11 protein-coding genes are annotated in these 13410 nt (G+C 57.9%); 5 read left to right on the top strand and 6 right to left on the bottom strand.

Annotated elements, in window-relative coordinates; all coding sequences use genetic code 11:
• Positions 1–50: 50 nt before the first annotated feature.
• Positions 51–1310 (top strand): lytic murein transglycosylase, encoded by a 1260-nt coding sequence (locus ACTRWK_RS05140; protein WP_289081360.1) that lies wholly within the window; start codon positions 51–53, stop codon positions 1308–1310.
• Positions 1311–1389: 79 nt separating this feature from the next.
• Here the strand turns inward: ACTRWK_RS05140 and ACTRWK_RS05135 are convergent, their stop codons facing one another.
• From ACTRWK_RS05135 to ACTRWK_RS05110, 6 genes are all read right to left on the bottom strand, one after another.
• The gene (locus ACTRWK_RS05135) at positions 1390–2568 is read right to left on the bottom strand and encodes an ABC transporter permease (RefSeq protein ID WP_037942574.1); all 1179 of its coding nucleotides are present in this window, start codon (positions 2566–2568) and stop codon (positions 1390–1392) included.
• Positions 2569–2572: 4 nt separating this feature from the next.
• Positions 2573–4240, bottom strand: a complete 1668-nt coding sequence (locus ACTRWK_RS05130; protein WP_289081359.1) for an ABC transporter permease — start codon at positions 4238–4240, stop codon at positions 2573–2575.
• Between the two features lie 100 nt (positions 4241–4340).
• Positions 4341–5456 carry an extracellular solute-binding protein gene (locus ACTRWK_RS05125; RefSeq protein ID WP_009825599.1) on the bottom strand — a complete coding sequence of 372 codons (1116 nt, stop codon included), beginning with the start codon at positions 5454–5456 and terminating at the stop codon, positions 4341–4343.
• 111 nt (positions 5457–5567) lie between these two features.
• The gene (locus ACTRWK_RS05120; RefSeq protein ID WP_005850522.1) at positions 5568–6668 is read right to left on the bottom strand and encodes an ABC transporter ATP-binding protein; all 1101 of its coding nucleotides are present in this window, start codon (positions 6666–6668) and stop codon (positions 5568–5570) included.
• Between the two features lie 360 nt (positions 6669–7028).
• Positions 7029–8459 carry an aspartate aminotransferase family protein gene (locus ACTRWK_RS05115; protein WP_289081358.1) on the bottom strand — a complete coding sequence of 477 codons (1431 nt, stop codon included), beginning with the start codon at positions 8457–8459 and terminating at the stop codon, positions 7029–7031.
• Between the two features lie 121 nt (positions 8460–8580).
• Positions 8581–9261: a GntR family transcriptional regulator gene (locus tag ACTRWK_RS05110; protein WP_051843876.1), complete on the bottom strand. Its 681-nt coding sequence runs from the start codon at positions 9259–9261 to the stop codon at positions 8581–8583.
• 146 nt (positions 9262–9407) lie between these two features.
• Here ACTRWK_RS05110 and ACTRWK_RS05105 point away from each other — a divergent pair, with 146 nt between their 5' ends.
• The 4 genes from ACTRWK_RS05105 (at position 9408) to ACTRWK_RS05090 (ending at position 13409) form a co-directional block, all read left to right on the top strand.
• Positions 9408–10493, top strand: coding sequence for a polyamine ABC transporter substrate-binding protein (locus tag ACTRWK_RS05105; protein ID WP_037942580.1), 1086 nt, complete (start codon positions 9408–9410; stop codon positions 10491–10493).
• Between the two features lie 92 nt (positions 10494–10585).
• Positions 10586–11713, top strand: coding sequence for an ABC transporter ATP-binding protein (locus ACTRWK_RS05100; protein ID WP_132997588.1), 1128 nt, complete (start codon positions 10586–10588; stop codon positions 11711–11713).
• A gap of 2 nt (positions 11714–11715) precedes the next feature.
• Positions 11716–12591, top strand: a complete 876-nt coding sequence (locus ACTRWK_RS05095) for an ABC transporter permease subunit (protein WP_037942582.1) — start codon at positions 11716–11718, stop codon at positions 12589–12591.
• Positions 12588–13409, top strand: a complete 822-nt coding sequence (locus ACTRWK_RS05090) for an ABC transporter permease (RefSeq protein WP_009825592.1) — start codon at positions 12588–12590, stop codon at positions 13407–13409. Before ACTRWK_RS05095 ends, ACTRWK_RS05090 begins: the two co-directional genes overlap by 4 nt.
• Position 13410 lies beyond the last annotated feature (1 nt).

Genomic DNA, 13410 nt, shown 5'->3' with positions numbered 1-13410 from the left:
GCGGCGTTTGACGCTAGGCTTGCAGCGTGATGCTGGGGAAGGGCGCGGGAATGGAACTGCTGAAAATTGGCGCATTGGTTGGCGGGGTGACACTCTCGGTGACGGCTGCCACAGGTGCTATCGCTGCGGGGGCCGAGGGTACTGCGCGCCCACCCGCCATGGTGCAAAAGCCGGGCAACGCGGCAGGATTGCAGGACTGGGTGACCGCCTTCCGTGCGCGTGCCTTGGCCGCAGGGATCGACGGTGCGGTCTTTGACCGCGCGATGCAGACCGTGCGCTATGACCCGCAGGTCATCCGCCGCGACCGCAACCAATCCGAATTCACCAAAACAATCTGGGCCTATCTGGAGACCGCGACCTCTGATCTACGGGTCACCAACGGGAAGAAGGCGCTGGCCGAGCAGGCCGACGCGCTATCCCAGATCGAAACGCGCTATGGCGTCGAGAAAGAGATCGTCACCGCGATCTGGGGGCTGGAAAGCGCCTATGGCACCTTTAGGGGCAGCGATCCGGTGCTCAGCTCGCTGGCGACATTGGCCTATGACGGACGGCGGAGGGCGTTCTTTGAAGGGGAGCTGCTGGACGCGCTGCGGATCTTGCAGGCGGGCGATACCACGCCCGCGAGGATGCAGGGCAGTTGGGCTGGTGCGATGGGTCACACGCAGTTCATGCCCTCGTCTTTCCAGCAATATGCCGAGGATTTCACCGGCGATGGCAAACGCGATATCTGGAGCGATGATCCACGTGACGCGCTTGCCTCTACCGCGGCGTATCTCAAGCATTTCGGATGGGTCCAGGGGCAGCCTTGGGGCGTCGAGGTACGGCTGCCCGAGGGGTTCGACTATCTTCTGGCGGGGCGGGATATCCTGAAAACGTCCGCGGAATGGCGTGCGCTTGGGGTGCGCCCTGTGACAGGGTCGCTGGGGGATCACGGCCCTGCGTCCCTGCTTTTGCCCGGTGGGACAGAGGGTGCGGCGTTTCTGATTTATGCCAATTTCGCGGTGATCGAACGCTATAATTCGGCCGATGCCTATGTGATCGGTGTGGGGCATCTGGCGGACCGTATCGCCGGGGGCGGGCCGATCGAGGCCAGCTGGCCGGTGCAAGACCGCGCGCTGACCTATGACGAACGGATCGAGCTTCAGACGCAGTTGACGGCGCAGGGGTTTGATACGGTCCAGATCGACGCCAAGATCGGCCCGCTGACCATCAATGCGGTGCGCGAGTTCCAATTGTCGCAGGGGCTTGTGCCTGACGGCTATGCCTCCCCCCGATTGTTGGAGGCGCTGCGCGCAGCCGCGGCGGAATAATCTGGCGTAAATGAAACGCGCCGGACCTTTGGGTCCGGCGCGTGCCTTCGGCGAGGATTTTAAACCATTTGGAAGCGGCTTAGCCGGGTGACATCCCGCGCAGCCGTTCGGAGCGGCGGCGCAGCAGTTCGACCACGGTCAGCAGGCAGATCGAGATGACCACGAGGATCGTCGCCACGGCAAGGATCGTGGGGCTGATCTGTTCGCGCAGGCCGGTGAACATCTGCCACGGGAGCGTTTTCTGACCGGCAGACCCGACAAAGAGCACCACGACGACTTCATCAAACGAGGTGATGAAGGCGAACAAACCGCCCGAGATCACGCCCGGCAGGATCAACGGCATTTGCACGCGGAAGAAGGTCGTGACCGGATTGGCCCCCATATTCGCCGCCGCGCGGGTGAGAGAGCGGTCAAAGCCCACCAGTGTCGCGGTGACGGTGATGATGACGAAGGGGATGCCCAAGGCCGCGTGGGCCAGAACAACGCCGACATATGTGCCCTGCAGGCCGACGCGGCTGTAAAAGAAGTACATGCCCGCCGCCGAGATGATCAGCGGGACGATCATGGGCGAGATCAGGATGGCCATGATCGCGCGCCGGAACGGCACGTGCTGCTGGCTCAGGCCAATCGCCGCGAGGGTGCCGAAGCTGACCGACAGAAGGGTCGCGGCCGGGGCGATCTTGATCGAGTTCCAGACGGCACCTTGCCATGCGGAGCTGCTGAAGAAGTCTTTGTAGTGGCGCAGCGAATACCCTTCGGGATCAAAACGCAGCATTTCAGGGGTGAAGGTAAAGAAGTTCTCGGCGTTGAAGCTAAGTGGCATGACCACGAGGATCGGTGTGATCAGGAACACAAGGATCGCGCCGCAAATAATGCGGAAGGCAAAGTGCCAGAGCACCTGACCCGGGGTTAGGTAGGGCGCGACCTTGGCGCGGTAGCGTCCCTCGTAGAGCCAGAAGCTGAACCAGCCGAAGAACCAGCCGAAGATGGCCCCTAGGACCAGCAAGGGCACGCCGCCCAGAATAAAGCCGATCACCGCCAGCAGAATGACAGAGGTCCAGCGGGCGATGGTTTCGTTCTTGATCAGCTGCGTCAGCACAAAGGCCAGCGCCCCCATTGAGAGGGCTCCGATCAGGATGCCCAGCAGTCCGCTGCCTTGGGCGGTGCCGACAAAGAGCCCGGCAAAGGCACCTGCTGCTGCGACAACCGGTACATAGAAACCGACGGGTTTGCGGGAGATAGGTGTGAGTGCGACCATGATATCAGCCTCCCAGTTTCACGTTGTCGATGCCGACGATCTTGTCGTAGGCCCAGTAAAGCCCAAGCACCACGGCCAGCAGGATCGCCCCGAGCGCGGCCGCGAGGCCCCAGTTGAGGGAGCTGGAGATGTGGTAGGCAATCCGGTTGGAGATGAATGTCCCCGTGGTGCCGCCGACGATTTCCGGCGTGATATAGTAGCCGATCGACAGGATGAACACGAGGATCGACCCCGCGCCGATGCCGGGCACTGATTGCGGGAAATACACGCGCCAGAAGGCTGTCCAGTTCGTGGCCCCCAGCGACTTTGCCGCACGTAGATAGCTGGGCGGTACTGTTTGCATCACCGAATAGAGCGGCAGGATCATGAAGGGCAGCAGGATGTGCGTCATCGCGATGATCGTGCCGGTTTGGTTGTTGATCAGCGCAAGACGGCTGTCATCGGCTACCAGGCCCAGCCACACCAGAGTATCGTTGATCACACCCTGTTGTTGCAGCATGACCTTCCACGCCGATGTCCGCACCAGAAGCGAGGTCCAGAAGGGCAACAGCACGAGGATCATCAGCAGGTTCGCGGTACGCGCGGGCAGATTGGCGAGGATCCACGCCACCGGATAGCCCAGCAGGATACAGCTGAGGGTGATGCAGACCGACATGAACAGCGTGCGTAGGAACAGCGTGCCGTAGATGCGTTCGTTGTCGGGGCGGAATTCGGGACCGTCAGCCGTTTTCTGCATGTCGACGGCATTCAGGAAATAGCCGTTGGTCAGCGCGGGACTGTAGGCGCGGATGGTGCTCCAGATCGGGGTTTTGCCCCAATCGTCGTCAATCTCGGTGAAGGCTGTTTTGTAATCGACTGCGTCGAATGTAGGGGCGGCTGCGGCTGCCTCGGTAAGTTCGGCTGATGCCGGGCCTGAATAGCTGGCGATTTGCGATGCCGTGGGGCCTGTCAGGTCGTCATAAAGGGCCGAGTAGATCAGCGCCCATGGGTCTTCCTTGTAGAGGTTGTCTTCGTCGTCGTTCTGAACGAAGTCGGCGAAAATTTCGTAGTATTCGGCGATCTCGGGCAGAAGCTCTGCCATGCCTTCGCGCATTTCAAACGCGGGTTGGTCGTCGCCGGAGGATTTTTTCCAGTCGGAAATCTCTGCCAGCCATGCGTCGGAGCCAAGCAGAGCGTTCCAGTTTTCGCCCTTCTTCCAGAAGTCGTTCAGATCCTCGAACTGGTCCTGAAACACTTCACCAATGTCATCCACGCCGCGGCCGGATTTGCGGAACAGGGACGATGCACCGGTCAGCTCGTAGTTGAGCCTTGAGCCCAGACGGGTGTGCAGTTTGCGTTCCTGCGCGATGAACAGGTCTTCGTAGAGCGCCTTGTAGACGGGGGCACCGGGGGTTTCACCGCTTTCGCTGTCCCAGTCGGACAGGGTTTGCGTGGTGCGGGGCAGCGTGTCGCTGACGATCTGGTTCTCGACAGAGCGGAACAGCATATCGGCGATCGGGGCGATAAAGGTGATCAGGATAAAGATCAGCAGAGGGGCGATCAGCAAAAGCGCGCTGAGCTTCTGACGACGGAGCGCACGGTTCAGGCTGCGTTTCAGCGGTGTGCCGTCCGCGGCCAGCATCGGGCCGGTCTGTTCAGGTGTGTCGTTCGTCGCGTCGGCGGTATCGCTCATATCGGCCCCATGGGGTTAGGTCGCTGGAAGGTCGGGAAAATGGAAAAACAAATAAGGGGTGGAGGAGGCCAAAGCGGCCTCCTCCGAATGGTTCAGGCGATTATTGCGCCAACCATGCCTGGAACTTCGCGTCGATGTCGTCGCGGTAGTCAGCCCAGAACTCGTAGTTGTAGAGGAACGTGTTCTTTGCGTTGGCCGGGTCGGTTGGCATGTGTGGTGCCATGTCGATGCCCAGTTCTGCGTGCTTGCCAACCATAGGAGCGGAGGACAAACGGGCAGGGCCGTAGCTGATGTACTGCGATTGATCCGCCAGACGCTGGGTGTCTGTCGCGAATTTCACGAAGTCTTTGACGCGCGCCAGACGGTCGTCAGGCAGACCTGCTGGGATGATCCAACCGTCAAGGTCGAACACCTGTGCGTCCCACAGCATTGCAACGGGCTGGTCTTGCTCTTCGATAACGCTGAACAGACGGCCGTTGTAGGTGGACCCCATGACGACTTCACCATCGGCCAGCAGCTGTGGCGTGTCGGCACCGGCGGACCACCAGATCACGTCGTCCTTGATTGTGTCGAGCTTTGCCAGAGCCTGTTCCTGACCTTCCGGAGTTGCCAGAACGTCATAGACTTCGTCCTTTGCAACGCCGTCACAGAGCAGCGCCCATTCCATGTTGTTGATGGGGCGCTTTTCAAGCGCGCGCTTGCCTGGGTAGGCTTCGGTGTCGAAGACGTCGCAGATTTTGGTTGGGGGCGTGTCGCCAACCATGTCTGTGCGATACCCGAATGTGGTCGAATACACGATCTGCGGGATAAAGCAGTCGCTCACCAGCAGGTCGCCAAAGTCGTCTTCAGCGGATGTCCCGTCGGGGGCTTCTGCCAGCATTTCGTCCGCGTCGATTTCCATCGCCAGACCTTCGTCGCACAGGCGGATGGCGTCAGCGGCAACCACGTCGACCAGATCCCAGGTCACGTTGCCGGCTTCGTTCATCGCGCGCAGCTTTGCCACGGCTTCGTTGGAGCTTTCATCCCAAACAGCAGAGAGTTCAGGGTGCATTTCCAGATAGGGCTGCAGATACGCTTTGTCTTGGCTGGCTTGGTAAGCGCCACCCCAGGAAACAAGCGTCATCTCTTTGGCCATGTCCGCATGCGCATCGGCGAATGCCAATGTGCCAGCGCCAATGATCGCGGAGGATGCGAGTAGCGTTGTCGTAAACTTCATTAGATAGTCTCCCATTATATGCCCGTTAGGGTCTTGAGGGTGTGATATCGGGCTTAACCACAGCCTCGTGCGACGCCGTCGAACGTTGGACGGCCGGCCGCGTCCTGACGCTTATGCGTCGAGGGCGCGGCAATCCTCTGCCAACCAGCCAATCTCGATCTGCTGGCCTGGCTTCAAACGTACCTGATCGGGTGCGTTTCGTGTCTTGATGATAAAGTTGTCGGTCCCGGCAACCCGCAGGCGGGTGCGGAAGATGTCGCCCATATAGACGAATTCAAGAACTTCGGCTTTCAGGGTATGTGCCCCTTCCTGCATCCGGTCCTTGTTGAATTCGACACGTTCGGGGCGGATCGATACGCGGGTGCGTTCGCCGGCGCGGGTCACGTTGATCGGCTTTGCCTCGATCAGGCCGCCGCCGTCCAACTGCACAAGGCAAGTGCCGCCCTTGATCTCGGTCACGACGCCTTCAAGAGTGTTATTCTCGCCGATGAACTGCGCAACAAAGCTGTTTTCGGGCTCTTCATACAGCAGATCGGGCGGGGCCAACTGCTGGATGCGGCCGTTTTCAAACACGGCCACGCGGTCGGACATTGTCAGCGCTTCGGTCTGGTCGTGGGTCACGTAGACCACGGTGATGCCCAGTTCATGCGCCAGATGCGTGATCTCGAACTGCAATGTTTCGCGCAGCTGTTTGTCCAACGCCCCCAGCGGTTCGTCCATCAACACCAGTTCGGGTTCGAAGACCAAAGCACGGGCCAAGGCAACGCGTTGCTGCTGACCACCGGAAAGCTGTGCCGGACGGCGGCCGCCGAAGTCGCCCATCTGAACACGGTCCAGCGCGATCTTCACTTTCTCTTCACGCTCGGACTTGCCGATCTTGCGCACCTCAAGCGGGAAGGCGAGGTTTTCGGCAACGGTCATATGCGGGAAAAGCGCGTAGTTCTGGAACACCATGCCAATGCCGCGTTTGTGCGGCGGGATGTTGTTGATCGATTTACCATCAAGCCGGATGTCGCCATGCGTGGCCGTTTCGAAACCCGCCAGCATCATCAGGCAGGTGGTCTTGCCGGACCCCGATGGCCCGAGCATTGTCAGAAACTCGCCTTTCGGCATCGACAGGTTGAGGTCTTTTACGACGAGATTTTCGCCGTCATAGCTTTTCTGCACGCGTTCAAATTCTACGAACGCATTCGTTGCTGAAGTATCTGCCAAAGCTGGCTCCCCGTTTATTGTGACGTTCAAGCGCCCTTGTTGACAGGAAGTTAAAACTGGCTGGTTTCCGCTTTGCAACCAATTAACGACACTTTTGGGCAGAAAGCGTCAATTGCGGGAAGATCGACGGTTATTTGACAAGAAACAGTTCTTTTGCCTGCGGAATTACTGTGCAGCCTGCTTGAAATAAGGGGAATTCGTTAATATCTGCCATAGGTTAAGCCTCAGCGGCTCGCCCCGAACCCGGCGATTTTGAGCGCTGGTCAGCCACTGCCGATGTCGCAAACAGACAAGTCCTTGCAGGGCTTCCAGTGGCGGGACGGGCGACCTTTGCGCCGCGTCCCGAATGTATGTCACGCCTTAGCCGAGCGGCGATTCAGCGTCTTGCGCGTGGTCTTCGGCTGCCTTGAGCAGGCCGCCTTCTTTGACCGCGGTATAGGTTTCATCCAGCGCTTTGGTGGCGCGCGTCATGAATACTTTGATCTCTTCGGGGGTGATCACCAGCGGTGGCGAGATGATCATCCGGTCGCCGACGTGGCGCATCACCAGATTATTCGCAAAGCAGCGTTCACGACACATATAACCGACGGTTCCTGCATCGCCTGCGAACTTTGACCGCGTTTCTTTGCGCGGGGACAGCGGCAGCGACGCCATAAGACCCGCGACGTTGACGGTGCCAACCAATGGATGCTCTGCCAGTTTGGCCAGCCCTTCCTTCAGGGCGGGGGCGGCAACATTGTTCACGTGATCCAGAATGTTTTCGTCCTGCATAATCCGCAGGTTTTCCAGTGCCACGGCCGAGCAAACGGGGTGCCCCGAATAGGTATAGCCGTGATTGAACTCCCCAGACCCGATGGTCTGCGCGATCTCTTCACACACAATGGACCCGCCAATCGGCTGGTAGCCAGAGCTCAGGCCCTTGGCGATGGTCATGATATGCGGCTTTATCCCCATGGTCTCGGACCCGAACCAGCTGCCTGTCCGGCCAAAGCCACAGATCACCTCGTCCGCGATGATCAATACGTCGTACTTGTCACAAATACGCTGGATTTCGGGCCAGTAGGTGCTTGGCGGCACGATAACCCCGCCTGCGCCCTGAATGGGTTCACCGATGAACGCCGCGACATTATCTGCCCCAAGCTCAAGGATCTTGGCCTCAAGCTCTTGCGCGCGGGCAAGGCCGAAGGCCTCGGGCGTGAGGTCGCCGCCTTCCACCCACCAGTCGGGCTGGTTGATGTGGTGAATACCGGGGATCGGCATGCCGCCCTGTTCGTGCATATAGCTCATGCCACCAAGAGAGCCGGACCCCATCGACGACCCGTGATAGGCATTCTTGCGGCTGATGATGTGGGATTTCTCTGGCTTCCCTTTCATGGCCCAATAGGTGCGCACCATCCGGATGTTGGTGTCATTCGCTTCGGAGCCCGACCCGGCAAAGAACACATGGTTCAGATCGCCGGGGGCCAGTGACGCGATCTCTTTTGCAAGGGCGATGGCGGGCACGTGCGAGGTCATGAAGAAGGTGTTGTAGTAGTTCAGCTCGAGCATCTGGCGCGCGGCGACGTCGGCCATTTCCTGACGGCCATAACCGATGTTGACGCACCAAAGTCCCGCCATCCCGTCAAGGATCTCGTTCCCCTCACTGTCGGTCAGGTAGACGCCCTTGGCACGGGTGATAATCCGCGCGCCCTTCTCGGCAAGTTCGTCATTGGTGGTGAACGGGTGCATGTGATGCGCGGCGTCAAGTGCTTGCAGCTCGGCGGTGGGCATGTGGTTGGTGATATGGGCCATAAAGAACACCTCTGGGAATGGGGAGGGAAGATTGGGCTCAGAATATGATCAAATTATACAGAGTCAATCGAATCGCTCTGCTGTGGTGACGATAAACGGCTATCAGCCGATCAGATTTTAATCAAAGAGAGGCGCGAATCTGGACCATGCCCTGAGAAACATCCTCGGTCATGGCCTGCGCAGCCTTTGCCGCATCGCCTTCGCGAAAAGCCGCCAGCAAGTCGGCATGTTTATCTGGCAGGTTCGACGTGCCAAACCGACCGCAGACCACGCGCAGCGACGGGCCGAACATCAGCCATAAACGGTCGACGGTCGCGGCCAGAATAGGGGCCTCGGCACAGGTGTTGACGATGGTGTGAAAGCGGTAGTTCTGGGTCAGGTATTCGCCGATATCCCCACGATCAATCGCGTGGTTCAGCGCGTCGTCCACCTGTGCAAGTTCGCTTAAAACAGTCTCTGACATGCGGCTTGTGGCCCGTTGAGCAAGCTCTGCTTCAAGAGTTTTTCGCATGAATTCCAGCTCGTTAACCCCTTCGAGGTCCAGCACAGGGACCGATACGCGGCGATTGCCCTGATGCACCAGCGCGCCTTCGGCGATCAAACGGCGCAGCGCTTCGCGCACCGGGGTCATGCCCGCATCAAGGGTTTCCGCGAGGCCTTGAATGGTGACCGCTTGACCGGGGGCAAGATCGCCGAACAGGATCAGCTTGCGCACGCGTTCATAGACATGCTGATGGGCCGGCACCTTGGCCGGGCTTTCCAAAGGCTTTTGCGACGCAAGGTCAGCGGAATTTACGTTCATCAAATTTGCCTAAATTGTACTCAACCACATTTTGAACCACGGCATGCACCTGCGTAAAATTATAAATGATCTTGTCGCATGACGCAAAACTTGATCAAATTGACGAAAGGTTCGGATCAACTGAGCCTACACAACGGGAGATGACAATGAAATATAGCTTGCTCAGCTCAATCGCAGCAACGGCATTGATCGCCACCAGCGCCTTGGGTGAAGAGGTGCGGGTCTATAACTGGTCCGACTACATCGACGAAGACCTGTTGCAGAAATTTGAAAAAGAAACCGGCATTGATCTGATCTATGACGTGTTTGACAGTAACGAAGTGCTTGAAACCAAGATGCTTGCAGGCGGGTCTGGCTATGACGTGGTTGTCCCGACCGGTACCTTCCTTGAACGCCAGATCACGGCGGGGGTTTTCCAGAAGCTCGACAAAGACAAGCTACCGAACATCACCAACATGTGGGACGTGATCGAGGACCGCGTATCGAAATACGACCCCGGTAATGAATATGCCGTTAACTATATGTGGGGCACCACCGGGCTTGGCGTGAACATGACCAAGGTTAAGGAAGTGCTGGGCGAGGATGCCCCTGTTGATTCGCTTGACCTCGTATTCAAGCCCGAGAATATGGAAAAGCTGGCCGAATGTGGCGTGCATTTCCTTGACGCTCCGACAGAAATGATCCCCGCGGCGCTGAAGTTTCTGGGCGAAGAGCCTCAATCCCAGGACCCCGACGTGATCGCGAAGGCAGAGCCTGTTCTGACGGCGGTTGCCCCCCACGTTCAAAAGTTCCACAGCTCGGAGTATATTAACGCACTGGCCAACGGTGATATCTGCGTTGCCTTCGGTTGGTCGGGTGACATCCTGCAATCGCGTGACCGCGCGGCCGAGGCGGATAACGGTGTCGAAATCGCCTATTACGCGCCAAAAGAAGGGGCGCTGATGTGGTTCGACAATATGGCTATTCCAGCGGATGCGCCAAACCCGGATGGGGCGCATAAGTTCTTGAATTTCATGATGGACGCAAAGAATATGGCCGCCGCGTCGAACTACGTTTACTATGCGAATGGCAACAAGGCGAGCCAAGAGTTCCTTGCCGAGGACGTGATCGGGGACACAGCGATTTACCCAGACGAAGCCACGCTGGAAAACCTGTATACCATTTCTTCATATTCACCCAAGGTACAGCGTGTCATCACGCGTATGTGGACGAAGATCAAATCTGGTATCTAAAATCGCATCGGGTCAAAGCCTTACCGGTTTTGACCCGATCAACCGGACCCTTCCATCCGGAGGGGTAAACGCTGTGCAAAGGATAGATCAAAGTGAGCCAACCCGTTTTCGCCCCGTGGGATGACCCGAACGAAAAGCCGCTTATCCGCTTCGAGAATGTGACAAAGCGTTTTGGCGATTTCGTTGCGATCGATGATCTGTCTTTGAGTATTTATGAAAGCGAGTTCTTTGCACTGCTGGGGCCTTCGGGCTGCGGTAAAACAACGATGATGCGCATGCTTGCCGGGTTTGAAAACCCAAGCGCGGGCAAGATCGAATTGGCGGGTAAGAATATCGCGGGCATCCCGCCGAACAAGCGGGCGGTGAACATGATGTTCCAGTCCTATGCCCTGTTCCCACATCTGTCTGTCTGGGAGAATATCGCCTTTGGGTTGAAACGAGGGGATATGTCCAAGGCAGATATCGCCGCACGCGTTGAAGAGATGCTCAAACTGACGCGCCTTACCAAATTTGCCAAACGCAAACCCCACCAAATCTCGGGGGGACAACGTCAACGGGTCGCGCTTGCGCGGTCCCTCGCCAAAGCGCCGAAGCTTTTGCTACTGGACGAACCGCTTGGCGCGCTGGACAAAAAGCTGCGTCAGGACACCCAGTTTGAACTGATGGATATCCAGGAAAGCACGGGGACCACCTTTGTTATCGTTACCCACGACCAAGAGGAAGCGATGACCGTCGCGAGCCGCGTGGCTGTGATGGATGAAGGGCAGATCATCCAGGTCGCCACGCCAGGGGGTATCTACGAAGCACCTAATTCCGTCTACGTCGCTGACTTCATCGGTGACGTGAACATTATCTCCGGCACGGTGAAGCCCGCAGGCGAGGATATGTACCACCTTGATTGGGTCGCGAATGAGGCCCCCTTGCTTGCGGCATCAGAACGCCCCTTTAGCGATGGACAGGAAGCTCATCTTGCGATCCGACCGGAGAAGATCGCCATTTCTACCGAGAAGCCGACAGAAATGAAGAACGCTGTTCAGGGCACCGTTCTGGACATCGCATATCTTGGCAATCTCAGCACCTACCATGTCCAGCTGGCCGGTGGTCAAGTGATCAAGGCACAGACGGCAAACACGCGTCGGCTGTCGCGCCGCACGATCACGTGGGAGGATAAGGTCTGGATTTCATGGAGCGCCACCGCCGGCGTCCTGTTGGAGCGATGAATATGCGTCGCTTTTTCCTTATCGCGGTGCCCTATGCCTGGTTGCTCGCGCTGTTTCTCATTCCTTTCATCATTGTTTTTAAAATTTCTCTCTCTGATCTGGCTTTGTCGATTCCTCCTTACTCCCCGACGGCAAAGGACGGGATCTGGGCGATGTTCGCGGCATTCGATCTGGAAAACTTTACCTTTCTTGCTTCGGACGATCTCTACTGGAAGGCTTACCTAAGCAGTTTGAAGATTGCGTTAATATCTACAGTTTTAGCGGTTTTGGTGGGCTACCCCATGGCCTACGGCATGGCCCGCGCGCCCGAGGAATGGCGTCCGACCCTTATGATGCTGGTGATCTTGCCCTTTTGGACCAGCTTCCTGATCCGCGTTTACGCGTGGGTCGGTATTCTGAGTAATGAGGGGCTTTTGAATCAATTCCTGCTGTGGTTGGGCATCATCGATACGCCTTTGACGATCATGAACACGACGACCGCGGTCTATATAGGAATTGTTTACACTTATCTGCCATTCATGATTCTACCGATTTATGCCGCGCTAGATCGGTTGGACGAATCCTTGATCGAGGCCGCTGAAGATCTGGGATGTTCACGGTTAAAGGCATTCTGGCTGGTCACGATACCTTTGTCTCGCAACGGGATCATTGCGGGGTGTTTCCTGGTCTTTATCCCCGCGCTGGGCGAATTCGTTATCCCGTCTTTGTTGGGCGGTTCAGGGACGTTGATGATCGGCAAGGTCTTGTTCGAGGAGTTCTTTAACAACCGCGACTGGCCCGTCGCGAGCGCGGTAGCGGTGATCCTGCTGCTGATCCTGATCGTTCCAATCGTTCTGTTCCAACGCAACCAGCAACGTCAGGCCGAGGTGGAGTCATGAGACGCGCAAGCTGGTTCAATATTACGTCGCTCACCCTCGGGTTTGCTTTTCTTTATCTGCCGATGATCCTGTTGGTCATCTACAGTTTTAACAGTTCGAAACTGGTGACTGTCTGGGCCGGATTCTCGACCAAATGGTACGGCGAGCTGCTTCAGAATGAGGCATTTCTGAACGCTGCGATGGTAACGCTGAAGGTCGCGGTGGCATCCTCTACGCTGGCAACGGTGTTGGGGACGATGGCGGCATACATTCTTGTGCGCGGCGGGCGGTTTGCTGGGCGTACGCTCTTCTCGGGTATGATCTACGCGCCGCTGGTCATGCCGGAGGTGATTACCGGCCTGTCGCTGTTGCTTCTGTTTATCGGGATCGGGCTGGACCGGGGGACGCTAACCATCGTGCTGGCACACACGACCTTTTCGATGTGCTACGTGTCAGTGGTCGTGTCATCAAGGCTGGTGACTTTTGACCGGTCGCTGGAGGAAGCGGCGCTGGACCTTGGGTGCTCGCCTTTCGACGCCTTCCGTTTGGTGACCTTGCCGATCATCGCGCCGGCGGTCATTTCGGGGTGGCTGTTGGCGTTCACGCTCTCGCTGGACGACCTTGTTATCGCTTCGTTTACCACGGGCCCGTCCTCCACAACCCTGCCGATCAAGATCTGGAGCGCGGTGCGTCTCGGCGTCTCGCCCGAGATTAACGCATTGTCCACCATCATGATCGGTATCGTGACTTTCGGGGTTATCACGGCGTCACTGATATCGAAGCGCAAGGCGATCAAGGCGCAACGCGATGTGCAGGCGGCGGAACGCGCCGTGGCATGAA

The sequence above is a fragment of the Sulfitobacter sp. G5_S2_6_S6 genome, from assembly GCF_054968505.1.
Note: the sequence above shows the minus strand (reverse complement) of the source record. Positions and strands in the feature narration are given on the sequence as shown.

Coding starts and splice junctions, on each gene's coding strand:
- ACTRWK_RS05140 (WP_289081360.1), top strand. CDS start 51: ATGGAACTGCTGAAAATTGGCGCATTGGTTGGCGGGGTGACACTCTCG.
- ACTRWK_RS05135 (WP_037942574.1), bottom strand. CDS start 2,568: ATGGTCGCACTCACACCTATCTCCCGCAAACCCGTCGGTTTCTATGTA.
- ACTRWK_RS05130 (WP_289081359.1), bottom strand. CDS start 4,240: ATGAGCGATACCGCCGACGCGACGAACGACACACCTGAACAGACCGGC.
- ACTRWK_RS05125 (WP_009825599.1), bottom strand. CDS start 5,456: ATGAAGTTTACGACAACGCTACTCGCATCCTCCGCGATCATTGGCGCT.
- ACTRWK_RS05115 (WP_289081358.1), bottom strand. CDS start 8,459: ATGGCCCATATCACCAACCACATGCCCACCGCCGAGCTGCAAGCACTT.
- ACTRWK_RS05110 (WP_051843876.1), bottom strand. CDS start 9,261: ATGAACGTAAATTCCGCTGACCTTGCGTCGCAAAAGCCTTTGGAAAGC.
- ACTRWK_RS05105 (WP_037942580.1), top strand. CDS start 9,408: ATGAAATATAGCTTGCTCAGCTCAATCGCAGCAACGGCATTGATCGCC.
- ACTRWK_RS05095 (WP_037942582.1), top strand. CDS start 11,716: ATGCGTCGCTTTTTCCTTATCGCGGTGCCCTATGCCTGGTTGCTCGCG.
- ACTRWK_RS05090 (WP_009825592.1), top strand. CDS start 12,588: ATGAGACGCGCAAGCTGGTTCAATATTACGTCGCTCACCCTCGGGTTT.